This is a genomic window from Streptomyces sp. NPDC005925 (genome assembly GCF_040638805.1).
Taxonomy (GTDB): Bacteria; Actinomycetota; Actinomycetes; order Streptomycetales; family Streptomycetaceae; genus Streptomyces.
In genome coordinates this window covers 18884-44499 of the sequence record NZ_JBEXVL010000022.1, presented here as the reverse complement: position 1 = coordinate 44499, position 25616 = coordinate 18884, and the positions used below count along the sequence as shown (strand labels likewise).

Genomic DNA, 25616 nt, shown 5'->3' with positions numbered 1-25616 from the left:
GCCGTTGACGGTTGTCGGGCGCAGGGCCGCGTGGCGTGGGCACCGCCGGCTGTGAGAGGGACGGGAATGGAACCGAGCGAGAGCGCCCCCCCGGACTCACGGCTGCGTCTGCGCCGCGTGGCGGACGCGTGGCGGACGCGCCGCCGGGCAGCGCGGCCCCCGGAACGCGGCGACGCGGAGGGCCCTGCCGGCACGAAGGCACAGGGCGTTGCCGAGGCCCACGGCGAGACCCGCGACGACGCGGAGACGCGGGCTGCCGGACACCTGGGCCATGCCGCCGGGCACGCCGACCCCGCCGCCGGACATCCCGGCGCTGCCGACCCCGCGGGCGGACACCCCGGGTTCGCCGCCCGGTTCCGCGTCCGCGCCGCGAAGCTCCGCCACCGTGCCGCCCGGCGCCAGGGCCACACCGCCGGGCACTCCGGTAACGAGCAAGGGACGGACGTGCGCGGAGTCGCCCACCCGACCGCCTACCCCGCCACCGGGCACACCTCCGGCCTGCTCGGCGCCGAGCGGGAACGGCGCTGGTCCTGGCCCGCGTTGCCCGCGGCGGTCGTCGCGGCGGCCGGGCTCCTGCTGGGCGCCGGCTTCTACCGCGCGCTCGCCGGCGGGCACGCCCTCTTCCCGTCCGGCACGGCCGGCTGGTCCCTGGCCCTGCTGACCGGCATCGTCGTCGGCCACCTCGTCATGCTCGGCCGCTCCCGCTGGTGGGGCGGCACCGGCTCCGGCGCCGCCCTGACCCTCGCCGTACTGCTGCTGTACGGCTGGGTGTCGGCCGGCATGGTCAGTTTCACCGTCGTCGTCCTGGTCGGCATCGCCCGCCGGGGCCGCTGGCGGCAGGGCGTGCTGCACGGCTCGGTGGACATCCTCGGCATCGGCGCGGGCGCCCTCGTGCCGGCCGCCTACGGTTCCGTGCCGTCCGTCGAGGACCCCTGGGTCCCGGACAGCTGGACCCTCTCCGCGGTGCCCCGGGTGATCCTGATCGCGGTCGCCTACCTCGCGGTCACCCGGCTGCTGCTGTGGTACCTGCACGCCCCCCGCCGCGGACTGCCCACCGCCGTGCGCACGGCCCTGGTCAGACACGGACTGGTCGCCGTCGCACTGCTCGGCATCGCCCCCCTCGTCTGCGTCGTCGCCGTCGCGCGGCCGGTGCTGCTGCCGCTGTTCGCCATCCCGCTGATCGCCCTCGACTCCACCCTGTGGATAGCCCGCGCCCGGGCCGAGGAGCAGCTGCGCGACCCGCTGACCGGGCTGCCCAACCGGCAGTGGCTGCTGGAGCGCATCTGGACCGCGCTGGACGACGCCGAGCGCATCGACGCCCGCGCCGCCCTCATACTGATCGACCTCGACCGGTTCCGCTCGGTCAACGACACCCTGGGCCATCTCGCCGGTGACCGGCTGCTGTTGCAGATCGCCGACCGGCTGCGGCTCGCCCTGCCGCGCGGAGCGGAGGCGGCGCGGCTCGGGGGCGACGAGTTCGCCGTCTTACTTCCCGTCGCCGACTCCACCACGTCCGCGACCCGCGCCGCCCGCAGCCTCGTGGCGGCCCTCAGCTCACCCCTCGACCTCGACGGCCTCACGCTCGTGCTGGAGGCAAGCGCCGGGGTCGCCGTGTTCCCCGACCACGCCCTCGACGCCGAAGGGCTGCTGCGCCGCGCAGACGTGGCGATGTATCAGGCGAAGCGGGACCGCACGGGCGTCGAGGCCTACGAGTCCAAGCGCGACTCCAACACCCCCGACCGGCTCGGCCTGCTCGGCGACCTGCGCCGCGCCCTCGACGCGCACGAGGTCGAGCTGCACTACCAGCCCAAGGTCCGCTTCGACGGCCACGTCGCCGGGCTCGAGGCCCTGGTGCGGTGGGTGCACCCGGAGCGCGGCAAGGTGCCGCCGGACGAGTTCATCGCGATCGCCGAGTCGTCCGGGCTGATGCCCCACCTCACCGAGTACGTGCTGGAGACCGCCCTCGCCCAGGTGGCCCGGTGGCGCGCGCGCGGCCTGTTCGTCCCGGTCGCGGTCAACGTCTCCCCGCGCGACGTCCACACCCCGGGCTTCGCCGGCTCGGTCGCCGCCCGGCTGGCCCGGCACGGTGTCCCGGCGGGCGCGCTCCAGCTGGAGATCACCGAGCACGTCATGCTGGAGGACCCGCAGCGCGCCGCCGACACCCTCAACGCCCTGACCGGGCACGGCGTGAAGATGTCACTGGACGACTTCGGCACCGGCTACTCCTCGCTGGTGCACCTGCGGCGGCTGCCCGTCAGCGAGCTCAAGATCGACCGCTCCTTCGTGGCCCGGCTGGCCGTCGACACCGAGGACGCGGAGATCGTGCGCTGCACGGTCGACCTCGCGCACTCACTCGGTCTGCTCGTCGTCGCCGAGGGCGTCGAGGACGACGAGACCTGGGAGCGTCTGCGCGACCTCGGCTGCGACGCCGTACAGGGCTGGCTCGTCGCGGCGGCGATGCCGCCCGAGGAGACCACGGCGTGGCTGCGGGCCCGGGGCACCCGGGGCTGGCAGCGGCCCGCGGCCGCGTTGCCGGCGGCTGCGGGGGACGACCCCGGGCGCGTCGGCTAGGGTCTGTCGTTCGGGTCACCCCGGCGTCGCGGGGTCCGGCACGCACGTCTGCCGCGTTGTCGTCGGTTGCCGACGCTCCGCGTTGACGCCCTCCTCCGCCTTGCAGCCGCACGCACCAGACCCCGCTCGGGTCGGCTGCGAAGCACCGCGTCCTACAGCCGGCCTGATCCGAACGACAGACCCTAAGCCTCGCGTCGGCCGACGAGCCCTCCGCGGGGAGCTCGCGGCGTGCACCGCCGAGCGGGTCGCCGGGTGCGCCGAGGAGTGCCGGGGCGGGCCGTCGGGCGGGTGCGGGTTCGGCGTGGTTCGTCGCGCGGTCCCCGCGTGCCGAAACCCCCGGCCCTGCCGCCTGCGGGACCTCCGGCCCCGCCCGAGGCGGAACCGTTTCACGAGCACCGGTCCCGGACCCATAGGATTGGGCCAAACCACACGCACTCCACCCCAGAGGATCGCTGCATGCCTGGCATCACGCGCGAGGAGGTCGCCCACCTCGCCCGGCTGGCGCGTCTGGAGCTGAAGCCCGAAGAGCTCGACCACTTCGCGGGCCAGCTCGACGACATCATCGGCGCGGTCGCACGCGTCAGCGAGGTCGCCGACCAAGACGTACCGCCGACCTCGCACCCGCTCCCGCTGACGAATGTCATGCGCCCGGACGAGGTCCGTCCCTCGCTCACCCCCGAGCAGGCGCTCTCCGGCGCCCCGGCCCAGGAGCAGCAGCGTTTCAAGGTGCCGCAGATCCTGGGGGAGGACTAAGAAGTCATGTCGGACAACGTCAACATCATCAAGCTCACCGCCGCCGAGACCGCCGCGAGGATCGCGTCCGGCGAGCTCACGGCCGTCGAGGTCACCGAGGCGCACCTGGCCCGGATCGAGGCCGTCGACGAGAAAGTGCACGCCTTCCTGCACGTCGACCGCGAGGGCGCTCTCGCCCAGGCCCGCGCCGTGGACGAGAAGCGGGAGAGGGGCGAGAAGCTCGGCCCCCTCGCCGGCGTCCCCCTCGCACTGAAGGACCTGTTCACCACCGAAGGCATCCCGACGACCGTCGGCTCGAAGATGCTCGAGGGCTGGATCCCGCCGTACGACGCGACGCTCACCAAGCGGCTGAAGGCCGCCGACGTCGTCATCCTCGGCAAGACCAACATGGACGAGTTCGCCATGGGGTCCTCCACCGAGAACAGCGCCTACGGCCCGACCCGCAACCCCTGGGACCTGACCCGCGTCCCGGGCGGCTCCGGCGGCGGCTCGTCGGCCGCGCTCGCCGCGCACATGGCGCCACTCGCCATCGGCACCGACACCGGCGGCTCCGTCCGCCAGCCCGCCGCCGTCACCGGCACGGTCGGCGTGAAACCGACGTACGGCGCGGTCTCCCGGTACGGCATGGTCGCCTTCTCGTCCTCCCTCGACCAGGGCGGGCCCTGCGCCCGTACGGTCCTGGACGCGGCGCTGCTGCACGAGGTCATCGCCGGGCACGACCCGATGGACTCCACCTCCATCGACGAGCCCGTGCCCCCGGTCGTGGAGGCCGCGCGCAACGGCTCCGTCGAGGGCATGCGCGTCGGCGTCGTCAAGCAGTTCCGCGGCGAGGGCTACCAGGCCGGCGTCATGCAGCGCTTCGCGGAGTCCGTCGCGCTGCTCAAGGAGCTCGGCGCCGACATCGTCGAGCTGGACTGCCCGTCCTTCGACCTGGCGCTGTCGGCGTACTACCTGATCGCCCCGTCCGAGTGCTCCTCCAACCTCGCCCGCTTCGACGGCCTGCGCTACGGCCGTAGGACCGGCGACGACGGCACGCACTCCGCGGAGGAGGTCACCTCCCTGACCCGCGAGGCCGGCTTCGGCCCCGAGGTCAAGCGCCGCATCATGCTGGGCACGTATGCGCTGAGCTCCGGCTACTACGACGCCTACTACGGCAGCGCCCAGAAGGTCCGCACACTGATCAAGCAGGATTTCGACAAGGCCTTCGAACAGGTCGACGTGATCGTCTCCCCGGCGACCCCGACCACCGCCTTCGCGATCGGCGAGCGCGCCGACGACCCGATGGCGATGTACCTGGCCGACCTGTGCACCATCCCCACCAACCTGGCGGGCAACGCGGCCATGTCGCTGCCCTGCGGTCTCGCCCCGGAGGACAACCTCCCGGTCGGCCTGCAGATCATCGCCCCGGCCATGAAGGACGACAGGCTCTACAAGGTGGGCGCGGCCGTCGAGGCCGCGTTCGTGGAAAAGTGGGGCCACCCGCTGCTTGAGGAGGCTCCGTCGCTGTGAGCAAGCTGTCGAAGGCCAAGGGCTTCAAGAAGTCCAAGAACGGCCTGTACCTGTCCATGGCCACCACCGCGTTCGGCGCGATGAGCGTCGCCAAGCAGGCGAAGCTCGCCCGCACCGACGGCGACACGCTCCGCCTCGTGGACGCCGCCGTGTCCGCCGCCGCCATCGTCACCGGCCTCGCCATCCTCTACCGCGAGCTGAAGCGGCTGGGCGACGACGACGTCCTGCTGGGCTGAGAGGGAAGTTTCACCGTGACCACCACGACCGACCTGGTGTCGTACGAGGACGCGCTCGCGTCGTACGACCCCGTCATGGGCCTCGAGGTCCATGTCGAACTCGGCACCAAGACCAAGATGTTCTGCGGCTGTTCGACCTCGCTCGGCGCCGACCCGAACACCCAGACCTGCCCGGTCTGCCTCGGTATGCCGGGCGCGCTCCCGGTCGTCAACGCGACCGGCGTCGAGTCCGCCATCCGCATCGGCCTCGCGCTGCACTGCGAGATCGCCGAGTGGTGCCGCTTCGCCCGGAAGAACTACTTCTATCCGGACATGCCGAAGAACTTCCAGACCTCCCAGTACGACGAGCCGATCGCGTTCAACGGCTACCTCGACGTGCAGCTGGAGGACGGCGAGACCTTCCGCGTGGAGATCGAGCGCGCCCACATGGAGGAGGACACCGGCAAGTCGACCCACGTCGGCGGCGCGACGGGCCGTATCCACGGCGCGTCGCACTCCCTGCTCGACTACAACCGCGCCGGCATCCCGCTCATCGAGATCGTCACCAAGCCGATCGAGGGCGCAGGGGAGCGTGCTCCCGAGGTGGCGCGGGCGTACGTCCGTGAGCTGCGCGAGCTCATCCGGGCGCTCGGCGTCTCCGAGGCCCGTATGGAGATGGGCCAGATGCGCTGCGACGTCAACCTGTCGCTGCGCCCGCACGGCCGCGAGAAGTTCGGCACGCGCTCCGAGACGAAGAACGTGAACTCGCTGCGTTCCGTGGAGCGCGCGGCGCGCTTCGAGATCCAGCGTCACGCGGCCGTGCTCGACGGCGGCGGCACGATCATCCAGGAGACCCGCCACTTCCACGAGGACACCGGGTCCACGACCTCGGGCCGCGTGAAGGAGGAGGCCGAGGACTACCGGTACTTCCCGGAGCCCGACCTGGTGCCCGTCGCCCCGCCCCGGGAGTGGGTCGAGGAGATCCGCGCCTCCCTGCCCGAGCTGCCGCTGGTGCGCCGCAACCGGCTGCGCGAGGAGTGGGGCGTGTCGGGCACCGACATGCAGGCCATTCTCAACGCCGGTGCGCTGGACCTGATCGTCGCGACGATCGACGCCGGCGCCGACGCGACGTCCGCCCGCAAGTGGTGGATGGGTGAGCTGGCCCGCAGCGCCAACGAGTCCCAGAAGTCCCTGGACGAGCTGGCGATCACGCCGGAGCAGGTCGCCCGGGTCACCGAGCTGGTCACGAAGGGCGACCTCAACGACAAGCTCGCCCGCCAGGTCATCGAGGGCGTCCTCGCGGGTGAGGGCACGCCCGACGAGGTCGTGGACAAGCGCGGCCTGAAGGTCGTCTCGGACGAGGGTGCGCTCACCGCCGCCGTGGACGAGGCCATCGCCGGCAATCCGGGCGTCGCGGACAAGATCCGCGGCGGCAAGGTCGCCGCGGCCGGTGCCCTGGTCGGCGCGGTCATGAAGGCCACGCGCGGCCAGGCGGACGCGGCCCGCGTGAAGGAACTCATCCTGCAGAAGCTGGGCGTCGAGGGCTGACGGCCACGGTCACAGGCGCAGGGGGCGGCACCGGTCCGGTGCCGCCCCCTGCGGCGTCCTTGGGGGCCCGACCCGCCTGCCGCGCATCGGCGTCGAACCGCCGGAGTGCCGCGCCGCCCGTGAGAGGCTGGCGGCCCGACGGACGCCGAGGTGGCGGACGTCCTGGCGCGGGAGGATCGGCAGCGGGATGTACGCGATACCACTGGGAGCACCGGGTGACGACGGCAAACGCGTGGAACTACGGCCCCTGGAGCCGTGGCACGGCGAGGAGTTCCTCGCCCACCTGAACCGGGGCCGGGAGTTCATCAACCGGTTCATCCCCTTCGGGGCCACGGCCATGGACCTCGACGGCGCCCGGGACGTACTCCAGCGGTACGCCGACCGGCGCGCCGCCGACACCGGGTCCCTGCACGGCCTGTGGCTGGACGGCCGGCTCGTCGGGGGAGTGCTGCTGCTGAACTTCGACGCCGCGAACGGCACCTGCGAGGCGGGCTGCTGGCTGGAGCCCGCCGCCACCGGGCGCGGCCTCGTCACGCGCGCGGCGCGCGTGCTCATCGACTGGGCGATCGAGAGCCGCGGCATCCACCGCGTGGAATGGGTGGCCGCCGCCGGCAACGAGGCCAGCCTCAACGTCGCCCGGCGACTCGGTATGACCCGGGACGGTGTCCGCCGCGGCGCCCACCTCCACCACGACGTACGGCACGACCTGGAGGTGTGGTCCGTGCTCGCCCCCGAATGGCGGGAGGCACGCGCGCGTACCACGCCCGAGGGCATCCACGACGGTACCCACGACGATCATTAAGGCGACTCTCAGACTCCGTCCGTACGGTGCGGGACATGGCAACGAAGACAGTGGACGGAACCCAGGCCACCGAGGCCGACGAAGCCCCCCGGGCCGACGGGGCCGCGCAGGCCGACCAGCCCGACCCGGCCCCCGGGGCCGTGACCGACGAGGAGGCGGTGGACGTCACCGAGTCCGAGGAAGCCGAGGCCGAGACCGAGACCGGGGCCGAAGCTGAGGCCGAGGCCGAGGCGAAGGACGCGGTGGCCGGGCCCACCGGTGTCGGGCAGGGCGCCGGAGCCGTCGTCTCCGCCGCGCTGGGCGTCGTCTCGCTCACCGGAAGCTGGGTCGGCACCGTGGCCGCCGCGCGCGAGAACCTCCTCGGCCAGCTGGAGACGTCGCAGTCGGCGGGCGTGGCCAAGCAGATCCAGGCCATGTACGGCGACGCCTGGCAGGCCACCGCCCTGTGGAGCGGACTGTTCGCCCTGCTCGCGGCGCTCACCGGGGCCGCGGTGCTCGCCCGGCCCGCGTTCGGCGCGCCCGGCAGGCCCCAGGCCGGCTGGATCAAGTCGGTCGCCTGGGGTGGCGTCGCGCTCGGCGGCATCGGCCTGCTGCTGGCCGTCCTCAAGTACACCGGCGTCCTGCTCGGACTGCCGTCGGCGAGCTGACACCGCGCACGTTCCGAGGGACCTCAGCGGCTCCACCAGCACCTCAGGGAGCCGCTGAGGTCCCTCACCCGATTTCTGAGGTCACGGTGACCCCGGAAGATGCGGAAGTCGCCCGATGCGGCGGTGCGGGCCGTACGGCGAAGGTGAAGGTGCCGCCCGGCACCGGCCGGGAGGGCTACCTCTCACCCGGGGACCCGCCGTGTACGCGTACGAGATCCAGCACCGCTACCGCCTCGCCGATCTGATGTGCCGCGCCGAACACCAGCGGCGCGTCACCGCAGCCCTGCGGGCCCGCCGCGCCGCCCGCCGCGCGGCAGGGCAGCCGCCCGGCCCCGCCGGACCGGAGGAACACGGCCGCCACCGGTTCCGCCGGTGCCGGAACCGGTACCGACCCGGCTCGGCGGCGTGAACACGGGACGGGGGGCCACCCGCCCGCCGGAGGGCGCCCCCCTGCGGACGGGTGTCCTCGCCGTTCCCGCGAAGGGCAGCGCCGCCGCGAAAACTGCTGCCCCGCTGTCAGAGCCCCGTGCGATGCTCGAGTCCGTGGAGACCAGGTCCGTCAGTCCCGTGTTCGTCGGCCGCGCAGCCGAGCTGGACACCCTGCGTGACGCGCTCGCCCGCGCCGAAGGGGGCGAGCCGCAGGCCCTCCTGATCGGCGGAGAGGCAGGCGTCGGCAAGACCCGCCTGGTCGAGGAGTTCACCGCAGCCGCCGCCCGGCGCGGCGCCGTCGTCGCCGTGGGCGGCTGCGTCGGGGCCGGCGCCGACGGGCTGCCCTTCGCCCCGTTCTCCACCGCCCTGCGCGCCCTGCTCCGTGCCCTGCCCGGCCAGGTGGCCGCCGCCGCGGCCGGCCAGGAGGACGGACTCGCCCGGCTGCTTCCCGAACTCGGCACGGCCGCGGCGGGCCGCCACGACGAGGACGGCACCGCCCGCCTCTTCGGCCTGACCGCCCGTCTCCTGGAGCACCTCGCCGCCGACCGCACGGTCGTCGTCGTCCTGGAGGACCTGCACTGGGCCGACGCCTCCACCCGGCATCTGCTCGCCTACCTCTTCCGCACCCTGCGCACCGGCCGCCTCGTCGTCCTCGCCACGTACCGCGCCGACGACATCCACCGCCGCCACCCCCTCAGGCCCCTCCTCGCCGAACTGGACCGGCTGCGCACCGTACGCCGCGTCGAACTCGCCCGCTTCGACCGCGCCGAAGCCGGCCGTCAGATCGCCGGAATCCTCGACCGCGACCCCGACCCGGACCAGGCCGACGAGATCTTCGCACGCTCCGACGGCAACGCCTTCTTCGTCGAGGAACTCACCGTCGCCGCCCGCGAGGGCCGCCGCACCGGCCTCCCCGACTCCCTGCGCGACCTGCTCCTCGTCCGCGTGGAGGCGCTGCCCGAACGCGCGCGGACCGTCGCCCGGACCGTCGCCGAGGGCGGCTCCACCGTCGAGTACGCGCTGCTCGCCGCCGTCACCCGGCTCGCTGAGGACGACCTCATCGAGGCGCTGCGCTCCGGGGTCGACGCCGGCCTGCTGTCCGCCGCGCCCGCCGTCGACGGCTACCGCTTCCGGCACTCCCTGGTCCGCGAGGCCGTCCGCGACGACCTCCTGCCCGGCGAGCGCTCCCGCCTCAACCGCCGCTACGCCGAGGCCCTGGAGGCCGACCCGACGCTCGTCCCCGCCGACCAGCGCGTGATGCGCCTGGCGAGTCACTGGTACCACGCGCACGACGCCGCCAAGGCCCTCCCCGCCGTCCTCGACGCCTCGGTGGAGGCCCGCCGCAGGCACGCGTACGCGGAACAACTGCGGCTGCTGGAACGCGCGATGGACCTCTGGGACGCCGTACCCGACGACGTACGCGCCACCCTGCGCCCCGTCGACCACACCGAGGCCTACCCTCCCGCGATGCCCGGCAGGAGCGCGGGCGCCCCCGGCGACCGGGAACCGGACACCGCACCGCCCCTGCGCCGCCTCGACCTGATGGCCGAGGCCGCCGTCGCCGGACGGCTGTGCGGGGAACGCGACATCGCCCTGAAGACCACCAAGCGGGCGCTGCGCCTCCTCGCCGACGACCCCGACCCGCTGCGCGCCGCCTGGTTCTGGATCCAGCGCTCCCGTCTCGAGCAGGCCCTGGCCCGCGGCGACGGCCGGCAGGAGATCGGCACGGCCCAGGACCTGGTGCGCGGCCTGCCGCCCTCCGAGGTGCACGCCGAGGTGCTCGCCGTGGCGGCGGGCTGGGCCATGCTCCGCGACCCCGGCCCCGAGGCCGTCACCGCCGCCGAACGCGCCGTCGAGTACGCCCGCATGGTCGGCGCCGCCGGCATCGAGCTCAACGCGCGGCTCACCCTCGGCGGCCTCCTGGTCGACGCCGGCGACACCGAGGCCGGGCTCGCCGAGATGTACCAGGTCCGTGACCTGGCCCTCGCCCGGAACCTGCCCGCGGTCGTCGGCCGCAGCCACATCGGCCTGCCCTCCGCCCTCGAAGGCGTCGGCCGCTCCGCCGAGGCCGCCGCCCTCCTGCGCGAGGCCACCCGGCTCACCCACCGCCTGGGCCTGCGGGAGTCCGAGACCTGGGTGTGGATGAACCTCGCCGAGTCGCTGTTCTCCCTCGGCCACTGGGACGAGGCAGTCGACGCCGCCACCCGCGCCCAGAACACCGGCCGGGCGGCCGAGCCCCGCGGCGGCGGCTTCCTCCAGCACGCCGGCATCGCCCTCGCCCGCGGTGAGACCGCCGAGGCCACCCGGCTGCTCGCCGCCGCCCGCGCCGCGTACGGCACCCACGACCCGATGCCGCAGCACAGCATCCCGCAGGCCCGCGTCCGCCTCGGCATCGCCGCCGCCGAGGGCCGCTTCGCGGACGCCCGCGCCGAGGCGGGCCGCGCCCTGGACGCCGGTTTCCCGCCCGGCACCCAGCGCCACGCCTGGCCCCTGCTGCTGGCCGCCGCCACCGCCGAGGCCGACGCACGCGGACAGACGGCGGCCGGGCCGGGCCGCTCCGCACACCTCGACCGGCTGTTCCGCACCGTCAGGAACCTCACCACGGGCGTCCCGCTCTGGCTCGCCCACGAGACGTGGGTGCGTGCCGAATTGCTCCGCGCCGAGGACCGCGACACCCCCCGGCACTGGTCCGAGGCGGTCGCCGCTTTCGAACCCCTGGGCCGGCCCTACGACCTCGCCCGCGTCCGGTACCGGCTCGCCGCGTCCGTGCTGAGCACCGGCGGGGACGACGAGCGCGCCCGCGCCACCGAACTGCTCCGCCTCTCCCACGCCGTCGCCGCCCACCTGGGCGCCCGCCCGCTCGCCGACGCCACGACCCGGCTCGCCCGGCGCGCCCGGCTCACCCTGGGTCACACCGGACGGGCCGCCCCGGCCGACCCCGCCGAGGCCCTCGGCCTGACCGGCCGGGAACGGGACGTCCTGCGCCTGGTCGCCCTCGGCCGCACCAACCGCCAGATAGCGGAGGAACTCTTCATCTCCCCGAAGACCGCCAGCGTCCACGTGTCGAACATCCTGGCCAAGCTGGGCGTCACCGGACGCGGAGAAGCGGCGGCGCTGGCCCACCGCGAGGACCTGTTCCCCGAAGCGGCGGTGTCTAGCTGACCCGCAGCTCCAGAATCCGGTCGTCGCCGTCCTTGGCGTCGCCCCGCCCGTCCGTGTTGCTGGTGGTCAGCCACAGCCGGTCGGACCCCGCCGCCACCACCGTGCGCAGCCGGCCGTACCTGCCCTTCAGGAAGGCCTGCGGGTCGGCCGCGGCCTCGGTGCCCTTCAGCGGTACGCGCCACAGCCGCTCGCCCCGCAGACCCGCCATCCACACCGACCCCCCGACGAGGGCGATGCCGCTGGGGGAGGCCTCGTCGGTGCCCCACTGGGCGAGCGGGTCGTGGAGACCGGAGTCGTCCGAGCGGCCCTCCGCCTCCGGCCAGCCGTAGTTGTCGCCGGGCCTGATCGCGTTCAGCTCGTCCCAGGTGTCCTGGCCGAACTCGGCCGCGAACAGCCGCTGCCTGGCGTCCCAGGCGAGCCCCTGCACATTGCGGTGCCCGTAGGAGTACACGGGCGAGTCCGGGAACGGGTTGCCCGGGGCGGGCTCGCCCTCCGGCGTCAGCCGCAGGATCTTGCCGCCCAGGGAGTCCTTGTCCTGGGACAGGCCCGTGTCGCCGCTCTCGCCCGTGCCGGCGTACAGCATCCGGTCCGGGCCGAAGGCGATCCGGCCGCCGTTGTGGACGAAGCCCTTCGGGATGCCCCGGAACACCGTGTCGGGGGCGCCCAGTTGCTCACCGGCGGGCTTCTTCGCGTCGTACAGCACGCGCACGATGCGGTTGTCGGAGGCGGAGGTGAAGTACGCGTAGATCATGTGGTCGGCGGCGAAGCCGGGGGAGAGGGCGATGCCGAGCAGGCCGCCCTCGCCCTCCGGGGCGACGCCCGGTACTTCGCCCAGCTCGGTCTTCCTGCCCGTCTTCTCGTCGATCCGCGTGATCGTCGCGTCGTCCCGGGACGACACCAGCAGGCCGCCACCGGGGACGGGTGCGAGGCCCCAGGGGCTCTTCAGGCCGGTGGCGACGGTGCGGACCACCTTCACCGTGCCCTTCGCGGGCGGGGGCTGTTCACCGGCCGGCGTGGGCGAGGACGACGGGGCCGTCGTCGACGGAGCGCCGCTCCTGTCGCCGCCGGGTGGTCCTCCGTCGCCGGAGGAGCAGCCGGCCGTCAGCAGGAGAGCGGCGGCCAGCGCGGCCGTCGCGGCTCGACGTTGCACGATCAGGGTCCCTTCGACGCGGTGAGAACGCGGTGAGCTCTGTCCTGTCATACACCGCCCGGGCCCCCGAGGTTCCCGATCCCGGGCTCCTCGGCCCTCACCGGGCCCGGGGGTCCCGCTAGTCCCAGGACCCCTGCGCCCGCGGCAGCCCCGCCACCTCCGCCAGGTCCCGGGCGGTCAGCCGCAGGGCCGCGGCTCGCGCGTTCTGCGTGACCCAACGTTCCTGCTTGGTGCCCGGCACCGGCACCACGTGCGGGCCCTGCGCCAGGGCCCACGCCAGCGCCACCTGCGCCGGGGTCACGTCGTCGCCGTGCCGGGCCGCGACGCGGCGCAGCCCCGCCACGATCGGCTGGTTCGCGGCCATCATCTCGGCCGTGAAGCGCGGGTGCCGGGCCCGCGGGTCGTCCGGCTCGAAGCCCTCGCCGGGCGTCAGCGTGCCGGTCAGGAAGCCGTTGCCCAGCGGCATCGCGGCGAGGAAGCCGACCCCGCGCGCCTCGCACCACGGCAGCAGCGTCCCAAGCGCCTCCGGTGACCACACCGACAGCTCGGCCTGCACCGCGCTCACCGGGAACACCTGCTGCACCCGCTCCAGCTGCCGCAGCGTGCCGTCGTGGAGCCGGGCCCCCGGCCGCCGCGCCGACCGCGCACCCACCGCGCACAGCCCCAACGCCCGTACCTTCCCGGCCCGTACGAGCTCCGCCATGGCGCCCCAGGTCTCCTCGACGGGCACCTCCGGGTCGGCCCGGTGCAACTGGTAGAGGTCGATCACGTCCGTCTGCAGCCGCCGCAGCGACGCGTCGCACGCCCGCCGCACATAGCCCGGGCGGCCGTTGGCCACGATGTGCTGGTCGCCGGCCAGCAGCCCCACCTTCGTCGACACGAAGACGTCCGCCCGCCGCTCCCGCAGCACCCGCCCCAGCAGCAGCTCGTTGGTGAACGGGCCGTACATGTCCGCCGTGTCGAGCAGTGTCGAACCCAGGTCCAGCGCCCGGTGCACCGCCCTGAGCGACTCGTCGCCCCGCTGCCGCGAGCGGCTGTACGCCCAGCTCATCGGCATGCACCCGAGTCCCACGGCGCCCACCGCGAGCGCCGCCGCGCCGATCGTCCTGCGCTCCACCTGCTCGTGACCCTCCCTCTCCTGGCGCCCCCAACCTAACCTCTGCGCGTCCCGGCTCCTGACATAGCCTCCGGACATGACTGCTGACGTGTGGCTTCCCCTTCCGCCGGATGAGATCGAGGGCCTTCCCGAGGGGCCCGCCTACCGCTTCTGGGACGGCGCCGACGCGTACCCGGCCGACCCCGCCGACTGCGCCTTCTACGTCGTGCCGTACATGAAGCCGCCGGGCCTCGGGCAGCGCCCCCTGACCGCGATGCGCTCCGTCGAGGTCGTCCAGACGCTCACGGCCGGCATCGACCACGTCGAGCCGGGCCTGCGGCACCTGCGGCCGGGAGTGCGGCTGTGCAACGCGCGCGGGGTGCACGAAGCGAGCACCTCCGAGCTCGCCCTCGCTCTCATCCTGGCGTCGCTGCGCGGCATCCCCGACTACGTGCGTGCGCAGGACCGCGGCGAGTGGCTCGAGGGGTTCCGGCCCGCGCTGGCCGACCGGACCGTCCTGATCGTCGGGTACGGGTCGATCGGCGCGGCGATCGAGGACCGGCTCGTACCGTTCGAAGTGGCCCGCGTGTCGCGGGTCGCGCGCTCCGCACGCGCCACGCCGCGCGGCCCGGTGCACGGGCTCACCGACCTGCCCGCCCTGCTCCCGGAGGCCGACGTCGTCGTCCTCACCACGCCTCTCACGCAGGACACCAGGGGCCTCGCAGGGGCCGGCTTCCTCGCGCGCATGAAGGACGGCGCGCTCCTCGTGAACGTCGCGCGCGGCCCCGTCGTGGACACCAAGGCCCTGCTCGCGGAGGTGGAGAGCGGCCGGATCACCGCCGCCCTCGACGTCACGGACCCCGAACCGCTGCCCCGAGACCACCCGCTGTGGCAGTCGCCCGGTGTGCTGATCAGCCCGCACGCGGGCGGGCCCTCGTCCGCGTTCCTGCCGCGCGCCAGGCGTCTGCTGGTGGACCAGTTGACCCGGTTCGTGAACCTGGAGCCCCTGCGGAACGTGGTTCTGACGACGGGCACGGCAGGCGCGTAGGCCCGGTTCGAGTACTGTCCGCGATCCTGTGAAGGCGGTGAGTTATGCGCATACCCGCTGGTCGTCACGGAGAGTAGAGAACTTATGTCCCTGAGTGACGATACTGGTGTATCGTCCCGACAGGGGTTGCGCCGCGCACCACTCGGCGCCGGGGACGGACATTCTGGACGGTGAGGGGGGCGACGGGCGATGCACGGCCGAGGGACGAGCGATCCGATGCGAGGGGGCCGCCGACGGCGACCGTGGCGGACAGCGGCAAGCAGGCGCGGGCGTCCCGCCCCACAGGACGGCCCTCACAGCCCTCCCGACGGTCACAGCCGGTGCCGCGGGCACGACAGCCGCAGAAGGCATGCCCCACCGGCGCGCCCCGCCCGACGAGACCCGGGGCCGATGCGGACCGGGAGGTACCCGTGAGCCGGCAGCCGTACTCCGCGCCCATCCTCGACAGCGCGCTGAGCCCCCCGCCCGCCGCGCCGTCCCGCCCCTCGGGCGCCGCCCAGGGCCGGCTGGTCCACCGCCTCGCTCTCGCCCTGGTCTGCGGGGCCTACGCCCTGGGCGCCGCGCTGGGCTGGGGCTCCCGCCGACTCGCGCTGTTCATGGGCGACTTCGGGCTGAGTCTCGCCGCCGCGGCTGCCGCCGTCTCCTGCCTGGTCTTCGCCCGCGGCACAGGGGTCAGGTACCGCACGGCCTGGCTGCTGTTCGGCCTCTCCTCGGCGATGGCGTCCCTGGGCAACCTGGTCTGGGGGTGGTACGAGGTCGTTCTCGGCGTCGCCGTGCCCAGCCACTCGTACGCCGACATGTTCTTCATGTGCTTCGCGCCGCCCGCGATCGTCGGACTGCTGGTGCTCGCCAAACGGCCGGTGACCAAGGCGGGCTGGGTCTGTCTCGCCCTCGACGCCTGGCTGATCGGCGGCTCGCTGTTGACGCTGGCGTGGAGTCTCGCGCTCGCCCAGGCGGCCAAGTCCGGGGGCCCCGGCGTCGCGCACATCGCGCTGTCGCTGACGTACCCGCTGCTGGACATCGCGCTGGTCAGCCTGGTGCTCGCGCTGCACTTCCGGCGCTCCTGGGTGAACCGCGCGGTGCTCAACACGGCGATCGGCGGCCTCGGCCTGACCGTGCTGAGCGACGCCCTGTTCACCACGCCGCTGCTGCAGGACTGCTACCACTCGGGCCAGTTGCTCGACGCGGGCTGGTTCGCCGGCTCCGTGCTCCTCGCGTACGCCCCGTGGGCCGCGCCCCCGGCCGACCGGGCCCCGCACGCCGACGGGCACACCCGCGTGGTGCACGAGCACCTGCCCGGCCGTCCCGCCGCCGCGCGTTACCCGCAGCCCGGCCCCGACCCCACGCCCTACGCCGCCACCCGGCCCATCGCCGGTTCCCTGGCGGCCCTCACGCCCTACCTCGCGGCGGCCGTCTGCACCCTGGGCATCCTCTACAACGTCCTCAACGGCCGCAGCGTCGACCGCGTCGTGCTCATCACCTGTGGCACCGTGGTCCTCGCACTCGTCGTGCGGCAGGGGATCATGCTGCTCGACAACATCACCCTCACCCAGGAACTGGCGCACAAGGAGAACCACTTCCGCTCCCTGGTGCAGGGCTCCAGCGACGTCATCATGATCGCCGCCCCCAGCGGCGTCCTGCGGTACGTCTCCCCGGCCGCCGCCGGGGTCTACGGGCGGCCCGCGGAGGAACTGGTCGGCCTGGAGCTGTCGAGCCTCATCCACCCGGAGGACCTGGGCCGCGTCGTGCACGAGGTGCGCAGATTCCTCGCCGCCGGCCCGGCGGACGAACCCACCACACGCATCGAGTGCCGCTTCCGGTCCGGCGACGGCGGCTGGCTGAACGTCGAGTCGACCGTCAACCGCCACCACGGCGGCCTGATCTTCAACAGCCGCGACGTCACCGAACGCGTGCGGCTGCAGGCGCAGTTGCAGCACAACGCCGAGCACGACCCGCTGACCGACCTGCCCAACCGCACACTGTTCACCAAGCGGGTCCAGCAGGCGCTGACCGGCCGCCGGACCACCGACCGGGGCGCCGCCCTGCGCGGCACGGCCGTCCTCTTCATCGACCTGGACGGCTTCAAGGCCGTCAACGACACCATCGGCCACCAGGCCGGCGACGAGCTCCTCGTCCAGGCCGCCCGCAGGCTCCAGGAGGCCGTCCGGCAGGGCGACACCGCCTCCCGGCTCGGCGGCGACGAGTTCGCCGCACTGATCGTCGGCGACGGAGCGAGCGAGCGGGACGACCGGGAACGGCACCTGCTGGAGCTCGCCGACCGCCTCCGGCTGACGCTGTCCCAGCCGTACGTCATCGACGGCAACGACGTCTGCGTCAACGCCTCCATCGGCGTCGCCCTCGCGGAGCCGGGCACAGGCGCGGGCGAGCTGCTCCGCAACGCCGACCTCGCCATGTACCGCGCCAAGGCGGGCGGCAAGGGCCGCGTCGAGCTGTACAAACCGCAGATGCAGCAGGACGTCGTCCGCAAGGCGGAGCTGGCCACGCGCCTGCGCGCCGCGCTGCACGACGGTGAGCTCGCCCTGCTGCACCAGCCGGTGGTGTCCCTCCAGGACGGCCGGATCACCTCCGTGTGCGCCCAGGCCCGCTGGCGCTCCTCCCAGGGCGTGCTGTTCACGCCGGCCGAGTTCCTGCGGGTCGCCGAGGACAGCGACAAGACCGCCGCACTGGGCCGCCGGATGCTGGAGGAGGCCGTCGAGCAGGCCGCCGAGCGCGCCGGGACGGGCCGGTCCGTCCCCGTGGCCGTCCGGATCGGCGCCCGCCTGCTGCTGGACCGCTCCCTGCCGCTCGGCTCCATCGAGGCGCTCCTCACCCGGTACGGCCTGTCGCCCGGCTCACTGGTCGTCGAAGTCGCCGACGCCGACCCGCGCGTCGGCCTGGACGAGCTGGAGCGCCGCCTGAACACCCTCAAACGCGTCGGCGTCCGGATCGCGCTCGACGGCTTCGGCAGCGGTTACGGCACGATCACGGCCCTCCGGAGACTCCCCGTCGACCTGTTGAAACTCGACCGCACCCTGGTCGAGGGCGTCGTGGAGTCCGCCCGGCTGCACAAGATCACCAGCGGGCTGCTGCGCATCGCCACGGACCTCGGACTGCAGTCCGTGGCCGACGGGGTGGACGTGCCCGAGCAGGTCGTCGCCCTGCGCGCGATGGGCTGCACCCACGGGCAGGGCATGGCCTTCTCCGGACCGCTGGACGAATACCGGCTGCGCCGGGCCCTCGCCACGGGCCACTACCCGGTGCCGCACGGACCCGCTGAACCGGCGTACGCGGGCGGCGCCACGGCCGCGTACACGAACGGGGTGACGACCGTTCTCCGAGGCGGCACGACGTTGCGCTCACATGATGAGACGCCCGTCCCACCCACTTGACAGTGGGTGCGCGCCGGGGGGAGGGTCTGTGCCATGCGCACCCGAATTCTCGTACTTGGAAAGCGCGTCGGCTGAGCTGGTGACGTTCGGACACACCCGGAACTCCCAGCGACCTCCACCCGGCGCGCTCCCCTCGCTTGCCTTACGGCACGAGGGGTTTTTTGTTGCACAGGCACCTGCCGCACCGCACGCCTACACCGCCCGAACTTCGCAAAAACCCTCAGCATCGAGAAGAGAATGCCGATGACCGAGCAGGCCACCGGGGCCCATCACCCGCAGCCGCGGCCCCGATCCTCAGGACAGCACTCCGCCCCCGAGTACGTCACGGGCGCGCAGTCCCTCGTCCGCTCTCTCGAGGAGGTCGGCGCCGACACCGTGTTCGGCATTCCCGGCGGTGCCATCCTCCCGGCGTACGACCCGCTGATGGACTCCTCCCGGGTCCGCCACGTCCTGGTCCGGCACGAGCAGGGCGCCGGCCACGCCGCCACCGGCTACGCGCAGGCCACCGGCCGGGTCGGCGTCTGCATGGCGACCTCGGGGCCGGGCGCCACCAACCTGGTCACGCCCATCGCCGACGCCCACATGGACTCCGTGCCGCTGGTCGCGATCACCGGTCAGGTCGCCTCCAAGGCCATCGGTACCGACGCCTTCCAGGAGGCGGACATCGTCGGCATCACCATGCCGATCACCAAGCACAACTTCCTGGTCACCAGGGCCGAGGACATCCCGCGGGTCATCGCGCAGGCCTTCCACATCGCCTCCACCGGCCGGCCCGGCCCGGTCCTGGTCGACATCGCCAAGGACGCCCTCCAGGCGAAGACCACCTTCTCCTGGCCGCCCACCATGGACCTGCCCGGCTACCGGCCCGTCACCAAGCCGCACGCCAAGCAGATCCGCGAGGCGGCCAAGCTGATCACCGCGGCCCGGCGCCCCGTCCTCTACGTCGGTGGCGGTGTCCTCAAGGCCGGCGCCACCGCCGAGCTGAAGGTCCTCGCCGAACTCACCGGAGCGCCGGTCACCACCACCCTGATGGCGCTGGGCGCGTTCCCCGACAGCCACCCGCAGCACGTGGGAATGCCGGGCATGCACGGTGCGGTCACCGCCGTCACCGCGCTGCAGAAGGCCGACCTGATCGTCGCCCTCGGAGCCCGCTTCGACGACCGCGTCACCGGCAAGCTCGACAGTTTCGCCCCGCACGCCCGGATCGTCCACGCCGACATCGACCCCGCCGAGATCGGCAAGAACCGCGCCGCCGACGTGCCGATCGTCGGGGACGCCCGCGAGGTCATCGCCGACCTCGTGCAGGCGGTGCAGAAGGAGCACAACGAGGGCCACCGGGGCGACTACACCGCCTGGTGGAACGACCTCAACCGCTGGCGCGAGACCTACCCCCTCGGCTACGACCAGCCCGAGGACGGCTCCCTGTCCCCGCAGCAGGTCATCGAGCGGATCGGCCGACTCGCCCCGGAGGGCACGATCTTCGCCGCGGGTGTCGGCCAGCACCAGATGTGGGCCGCGCACTTCATCCAGTACGACCGGCCCGCCACCTGGCTCAACTCCGGTGGCGCCGGAACCATGGGCTACGCCGTCCCCGCCGCGATGGGCGCCAAGGCCGGCGCACCCGACAGGGCCGTCTGGGCGATCGACGGCGACGGCTGCTTCCAGATGACCAACCAGGAACTCACCACCTGCGCCCTGAACAACATCCCGATCAAGGTCGCCGTCATCAACAACGGCGCCCTCGGGATGGTCAGACAGTGGCAGACCCTGTTCTACAACCAGCGCTACTCCAACACGGTGCTGCACTCCGGCCCCGGCGCGGACGGCCGGCAGACGGGTTCCGGCACCCGCGTGCCGGACTTCGTGAAGCTGTCGGAGGCCATGGGCTGCCACGCGATCCGCTGTGAGGACCCGGCCGACCTCGACAAGGTCATCGAGGAGGCGAACGCGATCAACGACCGCCCGGTCGTCGTCGACTTCATCGTCCACGAGGACGCGATGGTGTGGCCGATGGTCGCCGCCGGCACCTCCAACGACGAGATCATGGCCGCCCGGGACGTCCGCCCCGACTTCGGCGACAACGAAGACGACTGAGCGAGGAAGAGCACACGAACATGTCCAAGCACACGCTCTCCGTCCTGGTGGAGAACACTCCGGGCATCCTCGCCCGCATCGCCGCCCTGTTCTCCCGGCGCGGCTTCAACATCGACTCCCTCGCGGTGGGTGTCACCGAGCACGCCGACATCTCCCGCATCACCATCGTGGTGAACGTGATCGAGGCCCTGCCGCTCGAACAGGTCACCAAGCAGCTCAACAAGCTCGTCAACGTCCTGAAGATCGTGGAACTCGAGCCGGCCCACGCCGTGCAGCGCGAACTCGTGCTGGTGAAGGTGCGCGCCGACAACGAGACGCGCTCCCAGATCGTGGAGATCGTCCAGCTGTTCCGCGCCAAGACCGTGGACGTCTCCCCGGAGGCCGTGACCATCGAGGCCACCGGATCCAGCGACAAGCTGGAGGCCATGCTCAAGATGCTGGAGCCGTACGGCATCAAGGAACTGGTCCAGTCCGGCACGATCGCGATCGGCCGCGGTGCCCGTTCGATCACGGACCGCTCGCTGCGCGCTCTCGACCGGTCGGCATAACGAAGGATACGGGCGGCCGGCGACACGCCCGCCCGTATTCCGAGACTCCGAAACCTCCCCTCCCCCCACCGTCATACGGTGGGCCGCAACACCTGCACACAAGGAGAGAACCCACAGTGGCCGAGCTGTTCTACGACGCCGACGCCGACCTGTCCATCATCCAGGGCCGCAAGGTCGCGGTCATCGGTTACGGCAGTCAGGGCCACGCCCACGCGCTGTCGCTCCGTGACTCGGGCGTCGACGTGCGCGTCGGTCTGCACGAGGGCTCCAAGTCGAAGGCGAAGGCCGAGGAGCAGGGGCTGCGCGTGGTGAGCCCGTCCGAGGCCGCCGCCGAGGCCGACGTCATCATGATCCTCGTCCCGGACCCCATCCAGGCCCAGGTCTACGAGGAGCACATCGCCCCGAACCTGTCCGACGGCGACGCCCTGTTCTTCGGCCACGGCCTGAACATCCGCTTCGGCTTCATCAAGCCCCCGGCCGGCGTGGACGTCTGCATGGTCGCCCCGAAGGGCCCGGGCCACCTGGTCCGCCGCCAGTACGAGGAGGGCCGCGGCGTGCCCTGCATCGCCGCCGTCGAGCAGGACTCCACGGGCAGCGCCTTCGCGCTGGCCCTGTCGTACGCGAAGGGCATCGGCGGCACCCGCGCCGGCGTCATCAAGACGACCTTCACCGAGGAGACCGAGACCGACCTCTTCGGTGAGCAGGCCGTGCTGTGCGGCGGCACCGCCGCGCTGGTCAAGGCGGGCTTCGAGACGCTGACCGAGGCGGGCTACCAGCCGGAGATCGCCTACTTCGAGTGCCTGCACGAGCTGAAGCTGATCGTGGACCTCATGTACGAGGGCGGCCTGGAGAAGATGCGCTGGTCGATCTCCGAGACCGCCGAGTGGGGCGACTACGTCACCGGCCCGCGCATCATCACGGACGCCACCAAGGCCGAGATGAAGAAGGTCCTCGCCGAGATCCAGGACGGCACGTTCGCCCAGGCCTGGATGGACGAGTACCACGGCGGTCTGAAGAAGTACAACGAGTACAAGACGCAGGACTCCGAGCACCTGCTGGAGACCACCGGCAAGGAGCTGCGCAAGCTCATGAGCTGGGTCGACGAGGAGGCGTAGGCCGCCTGCCCGTGCGGGCCGGAACCGAGCGTTCCGGCCCGCACGGCGAACCTCGGGTAACGTCGGCGAAAAGGCGTTGTCCCACCCGCCCGGAGCATGGGCGGGTGATCTTCCGAAGCGGCGTGGGACGCCCTCGGCGCCACTACACTGCTGCTCCATACGCGTTAGGCCCACAGCGTCGTGCGTCTTCCACGCGGCTAGCACTTCTTCACCGCCTGCGGCCGTCGGGACGGCCGTCCGCACTGGACTTGTGAGGACACACGTGAGCTCGAAACCCGTCGTACTCATCGCCGAAGAGCTGTCGCCCGCCACCGTGGACGCGCTCGGGCCGGACTTCGAGATCCGCCACTGCAACGGCGCCGACCGGGGCGAGCTGCTCCCGGCCATCGCCGACGTGGACGCGATCCTGGTCCGCTCGGCCACCAAGGTCGACGCCGAGGCGATCACCGCGGCGCGCAAGCTGAAGGTCGTCGCACGGGCCGGCGTCGGCCTCGACAACGTCGACGTCTCCGCCGCCACCAAGGCCGGTGTGATGGTCGTCAACGCCCCCACCTCCAACATCGTCACCGCGGCCGAGCTGGCCTGCGGCCTGCTCGTCGCCACCGCCCGCAACATCCCGCAGGCCAATGCCGCGCTGAAGAACGGCGAGTGGAAGCGCAGCAAGTACACGGGCGTGGAGCTGGCGGAGAAGACGCTCGGCGTCGTCGGCCTGGGCCGCATCGGCGCGCTCGTCGCGCAGCGCATGTCCGCCTTCGGCATGAAGGTCGTCGCCTACGACCCCTACGTGCAGCCCGCGCGGGCCGCGCAGATGGGCGTCAAGGTGGTCTCCCTCGACGAGCTGCTCGAGGTCTCCGACTTCATCACCGTCCACCTGCCCAAGACTCCCGAGACCCTCGGCCTGATCGGCGACGAGGCGCTGCGCAAGGTCAAGCCGAGCGTCCGCATCGTGAACGCCGCCCGCGGCGGCATCGTCGACGAGGAGGCGCTGTACTCGGCGCTCAAGGAGGGCCGCGTCGCCGGCGCCGGTCTCGACGTCTACGCCAAGGAGCCGTGCACGGACTCGCCGCTGTTCGAGTTCGACCAGGTCGTCGCCACCCCGCACCTCGGCGCCTCCACCGACGAGGCGCAGGAGAAGGCCGGCATCGCCGTCGCCAGGTCGGTGCGCCTCGCGCTCGCCGGTGAGCTGGTCCCGGACGCGGTGAACGTCCAGGGCGGCGTCATCGCCGAGGACGTCAAGCCGGGCCTGCCGCTCGCCGAGCGCCTCGGCCGCATCTTCACCGCGCTCGCCGGCGAGGTCGCGGTCCGCCTCGACGTCGAGGTGTACGGCGAGATCACCCAGCACGATGTGAAGGTGCTGGAGCTGTCCGCCCTCAAGGGTGTCTTCGAGGACGTCGTCGCCGAGACGGTGTCGTACGTCAACGCCCCGCTGTTCGCTCAGGAGCGGGGCGTCGAGGTGCGGCTGACGACCAGCTCGGAGTCCCCGGAGCACCGCAACGTCGTCACCGTGCGCGGCACCCTCGCGGACGGCGAGGAGGTGTCGGTCTCCGGCACGCTGTCCGGCCCGAAGAACCTGCAGAAGGTCGTCGCCATCGGGGAGTACGACGTCGACCTCGCGCTCGCCGACCACATGGTGGTCCTGCGGTACGAGGACCGTCCCGGTGTCGTCGGCACGGTCGGCCGCATCCTCGGCGAGTCGGGCATCAACATCGCCGGCATGCAGGTCGCCCGCGCCGCGGTGGGCGGCGAGGCGCTGGCGGTGCTGACGGTGGACGACACGGTGGACGCGCCGGTGCTGGCCGAGGTCGCGGCGGAGATCGGCGCGAGGTCGGCCCGCTCGGTCAACCTGGTCTGAGACAGCGCGGTCCCCGGGGCGCCCCGGCCCCCCGGGGACCGCTCGCCGGCGGTCTCGTCCTCGCATGCCGGACGGGCTGGGATCCCTGGTCTCAGCCCGTCCGGCGCAGTGCGTTCGCCCCCAGCGACGCCGCGCCCACCAGTACCACCACCCCCGCGACGGCCGCCGCGTGCATGCCGGAGGTGAACGCCTCCCGGGCCGCCGTCGCCAGGGCGTCTCCCGCGCGCCCCGGCAGGTCGCCGGCCGTGGCCAGTGCGCCGCCCAGCGTCTCGCGGGCCGTCCGCGGTGCTGCCGCCGGCATCTCGTGGCGGTAGACGGCCGTACCGACGGAACCGAGGAACGCCATGCTCAGCGCGCCGCCGAACTCCGTGCCGGTCTCCAGCAGTGACGAGGCCGCGCCCGCCTTCTCCACCGGGGCCGCGCTCAGGGCCAGGTCGGCCAGCTGCGACATGACGGCCACGACCCCGGAGGCCAGCACGCCGCACGCGGTCAGCAGCAGCCACAGGGAGTCCGTGCCGGTCAGCGACAGCAGGGCGTAGCCGCTCGCCGTGGTCGCGAAGCCGCCCGCGACGACATGGGCCCGGGCCGCGCCCCGCTGCACGAGCCATGCCGTGAACGGGCCGGCGAAGCCGATGAACACCGACGGCAGCAGACTCCACAGCGCGGCCTCCAGCGGGCCCTTGCCCAGCACCGACTGGATGTACTGGGTCGTGAAGTACGCCGAGCCCATCATCCCGAACGCGGCGACCGTGTTGAGGACGACCGCCGGGGTGAAGCCGGGGGCGCGGAACAGGTCCGGCGGGATCAGCGGGTGCGCGGCCGTGCGCTGCCGGTGCACGAACAGCGCGGCGAACAGCAGGCCGAGGGTCACGGCCAGCACGTACCGCACGTTCCAGCCCTCGGACGGGATCTCCTTGAGGCCGTAGACGACGGGCAGGACGGCGGCCAGCGAGAGGGGCACGCTGAGCACGTCGAAGCGGCCCGGCGCGGGGTCGCGGGACTCCGGCAGCAACACCGGCCCGAGCAGCAGGAGCAGCATCATCGCGGGCAGGTTGACCAGGAACACCGAGCCCCACCAGAAGCGCTCGACGAGGACGCCGCTCATCACCGAGCCGAGCGCGATGCCCGCCGTCATCACCCCGGACCACAGGCCGATGGCCTTCGCGCGCTGCGCGGGGTCGGTGAACATGGTGCGGACCAGCGCCATCGTCGTCGGCATCAGGGTCGCGCCGCCGAGGCCCAGTACGGCGCGGGCCGCGATCAGTGTCTCGGCGCTCTGCGCGTACGCCGCGAGGACGGAGGCCGCGCCGAAGGCGGCGGCGCCGGTCAGCAGCAGCCGGCGGCGGCCGAAGCGGTCGCCGAGCGAGCCCATCGTCATCAGCAGACCGGCCAGGACGAAGCCGTAGACGTCGAAGATCCACAGTTGCTGGGTGCCGGTCGGGGCCAGGTCGGCGCTGATCGCCGGGATCGCGAAGTAGAGGACGGAGACGTCCATGGAGACCAGCAGCAGCGGCAGCATCAGCACGGCCAGAGCCGTCCATTCGCGGCGGCCCGCGCGGGCGGTGGGGCCCGGCGGGTGTGTCGTCGAGTTCGTCATGACCGCGAATGTACGCGCGTATAAAACGCATGTCTAGGACAGTTGTGTAAGTCGCTTGTCTGGGACGCCTGTACAAGCCTGGGTAGGGTGA

Annotated in this window: 18 protein-coding genes; 15 read left to right on the top strand and 3 right to left on the bottom strand. The window is 72.9% G+C overall.

The features are described from left to right. Positions 1 to 66 precede the first annotated feature (66 nt). The 9 genes from ABZ354_RS22085 to ABZ354_RS22045 all read left to right on the top strand — a co-directional run bounded on the left by ABZ354_RS22085 (position 67) and on the right by ABZ354_RS22045 (position 11636). Complete coding sequence (locus ABZ354_RS22085; protein WP_358659236.1) at positions 67 to 2571, top strand: bifunctional diguanylate cyclase/phosphodiesterase; 2505 nt, start codon at positions 67 to 69, stop codon at positions 2569 to 2571. A gap of 456 nt (positions 2572 to 3027) precedes the next feature. Further along, positions 3028 to 3324: an Asp-tRNA(Asn)/Glu-tRNA(Gln) amidotransferase subunit GatC gene (gene gatC / locus ABZ354_RS22080; protein ID WP_031117542.1), complete on the top strand. Its 297-nt coding sequence runs from the start codon at positions 3028 to 3030 to the stop codon at positions 3322 to 3324. A gap of 6 nt (positions 3325 to 3330) precedes the next feature. Beyond that, entirely contained in the window at positions 3331 to 4833 is a 1503-nt protein-coding gene (gene gatA / locus ABZ354_RS22075) for an Asp-tRNA(Asn)/Glu-tRNA(Gln) amidotransferase subunit GatA (RefSeq protein ID WP_358659234.1), read from the top strand. 56 nt (positions 4834 to 4889) lie between these two features. Further along, the gene (locus ABZ354_RS22070; RefSeq protein WP_358659318.1) at positions 4890 to 5069 is read left to right on the top strand and encodes a hypothetical protein; all 180 of its coding nucleotides are present in this window, start codon (positions 4890 to 4892) and stop codon (positions 5067 to 5069) included. A 15-nt stretch (positions 5070 to 5084) separates the two neighbouring features. Further along, positions 5085 to 6596 carry an Asp-tRNA(Asn)/Glu-tRNA(Gln) amidotransferase subunit GatB gene (gene gatB / locus ABZ354_RS22065; RefSeq protein ID WP_358659232.1) on the top strand — a complete coding sequence of 504 codons (1512 nt, stop codon included), beginning with the start codon at positions 5085 to 5087 and terminating at the stop codon, positions 6594 to 6596. A 187-nt stretch (positions 6597 to 6783) separates the two neighbouring features. Beyond that, a complete protein-coding gene (locus ABZ354_RS22060) occupies positions 6784 to 7398 on the top strand; it encodes a GNAT family protein (RefSeq protein WP_358659230.1) in 615 nt (204 codons plus the stop codon). Positions 7399 to 7433: 35 nt separating this feature from the next. Then, on the top strand, positions 7434 to 8045 hold the full coding sequence (locus ABZ354_RS22055; protein ID WP_358659228.1) for a hypothetical protein: 612 nt from the start codon (positions 7434 to 7436) through the stop codon (positions 8043 to 8045). Positions 8046 to 8244: 199 nt separating this feature from the next. Continuing rightward, positions 8245 to 8454, top strand: a complete 210-nt coding sequence (locus tag ABZ354_RS22050) for a hypothetical protein (protein ID WP_358659226.1) — start codon at positions 8245 to 8247, stop codon at positions 8452 to 8454. 122 nt (positions 8455 to 8576) lie between these two features. Beyond that, positions 8577 to 11636 carry an AAA family ATPase gene (locus ABZ354_RS22045; protein ID WP_358659224.1) on the top strand — a complete coding sequence of 1020 codons (3060 nt, stop codon included), beginning with the start codon at positions 8577 to 8579 and terminating at the stop codon, positions 11634 to 11636. Here the strand turns inward: ABZ354_RS22045 and ABZ354_RS22040 are convergent. Both ABZ354_RS22040 and ABZ354_RS22035 read right to left on the bottom strand, forming a co-directional pair. Then, complete coding sequence (locus ABZ354_RS22040) at positions 11629 to 12837, bottom strand: PQQ-dependent sugar dehydrogenase (RefSeq protein WP_358659222.1); 1209 nt, start codon at positions 12835 to 12837, stop codon at positions 11629 to 11631. The genes ABZ354_RS22045 and ABZ354_RS22040 overlap by 8 nt on opposite strands. Positions 12838 to 12904: 67 nt before the next feature. Then, positions 12905 to 13903: an aldo/keto reductase gene (locus tag ABZ354_RS22035; RefSeq protein WP_358659316.1), complete on the bottom strand. Its 999-nt coding sequence runs from the start codon at positions 13901 to 13903 to the stop codon at positions 12905 to 12907. Between the two features lie 76 nt (positions 13904 to 13979). Between ABZ354_RS22035 and ABZ354_RS22030 the strand changes: the two genes are divergently transcribed. The 6 genes from ABZ354_RS22030 to serA all read left to right on the top strand — a co-directional run bounded on the left by ABZ354_RS22030 (position 13980) and on the right by serA (position 23928). Further along, positions 13980 to 14930, top strand: a complete 951-nt coding sequence (locus tag ABZ354_RS22030) for a 2-hydroxyacid dehydrogenase (RefSeq protein ID WP_358659220.1) — start codon at positions 13980 to 13982, stop codon at positions 14928 to 14930. A gap of 452 nt (positions 14931 to 15382) precedes the next feature. Then, positions 15383 to 18319, top strand: a complete 2937-nt coding sequence (locus tag ABZ354_RS22025; RefSeq protein ID WP_358659314.1) for an EAL domain-containing protein — start codon at positions 15383 to 15385, stop codon at positions 18317 to 18319. Positions 18320 to 18556: 237 nt separating this feature from the next. Continuing rightward, positions 18557 to 20413, top strand: a complete 1857-nt coding sequence (locus tag ABZ354_RS22020; RefSeq protein WP_358659219.1) for an acetolactate synthase large subunit — start codon at positions 18557 to 18559, stop codon at positions 20411 to 20413. 20 nt (positions 20414 to 20433) lie between these two features. Continuing rightward, entirely contained in the window at positions 20434 to 20961 is a 528-nt protein-coding gene (gene ilvN / locus ABZ354_RS22015; protein WP_358659217.1) for an acetolactate synthase small subunit, read from the top strand. 116 nt (positions 20962 to 21077) lie between these two features. After that, a complete protein-coding gene (gene ilvC / locus ABZ354_RS22010; RefSeq protein WP_358659215.1) occupies positions 21078 to 22076 on the top strand; it encodes a ketol-acid reductoisomerase in 999 nt (332 codons plus the stop codon). Positions 22077 to 22338: 262 nt separating this feature from the next. Continuing rightward, on the top strand, positions 22339 to 23928 hold the full coding sequence (gene serA, locus ABZ354_RS22005) for a phosphoglycerate dehydrogenase (RefSeq protein WP_358659213.1): 1590 nt from the start codon (positions 22339 to 22341) through the stop codon (positions 23926 to 23928). Positions 23929 to 24019: 91 nt separating this feature from the next. Here the strand turns inward: serA and ABZ354_RS22000 are convergent, their stop codons facing one another. Then, a complete protein-coding gene (locus ABZ354_RS22000) occupies positions 24020 to 25525 on the bottom strand; it encodes an MFS transporter (protein ID WP_358659211.1) in 1506 nt (501 codons plus the stop codon). Between the last annotated feature and the right edge of the window lie 91 nt (positions 25526 to 25616).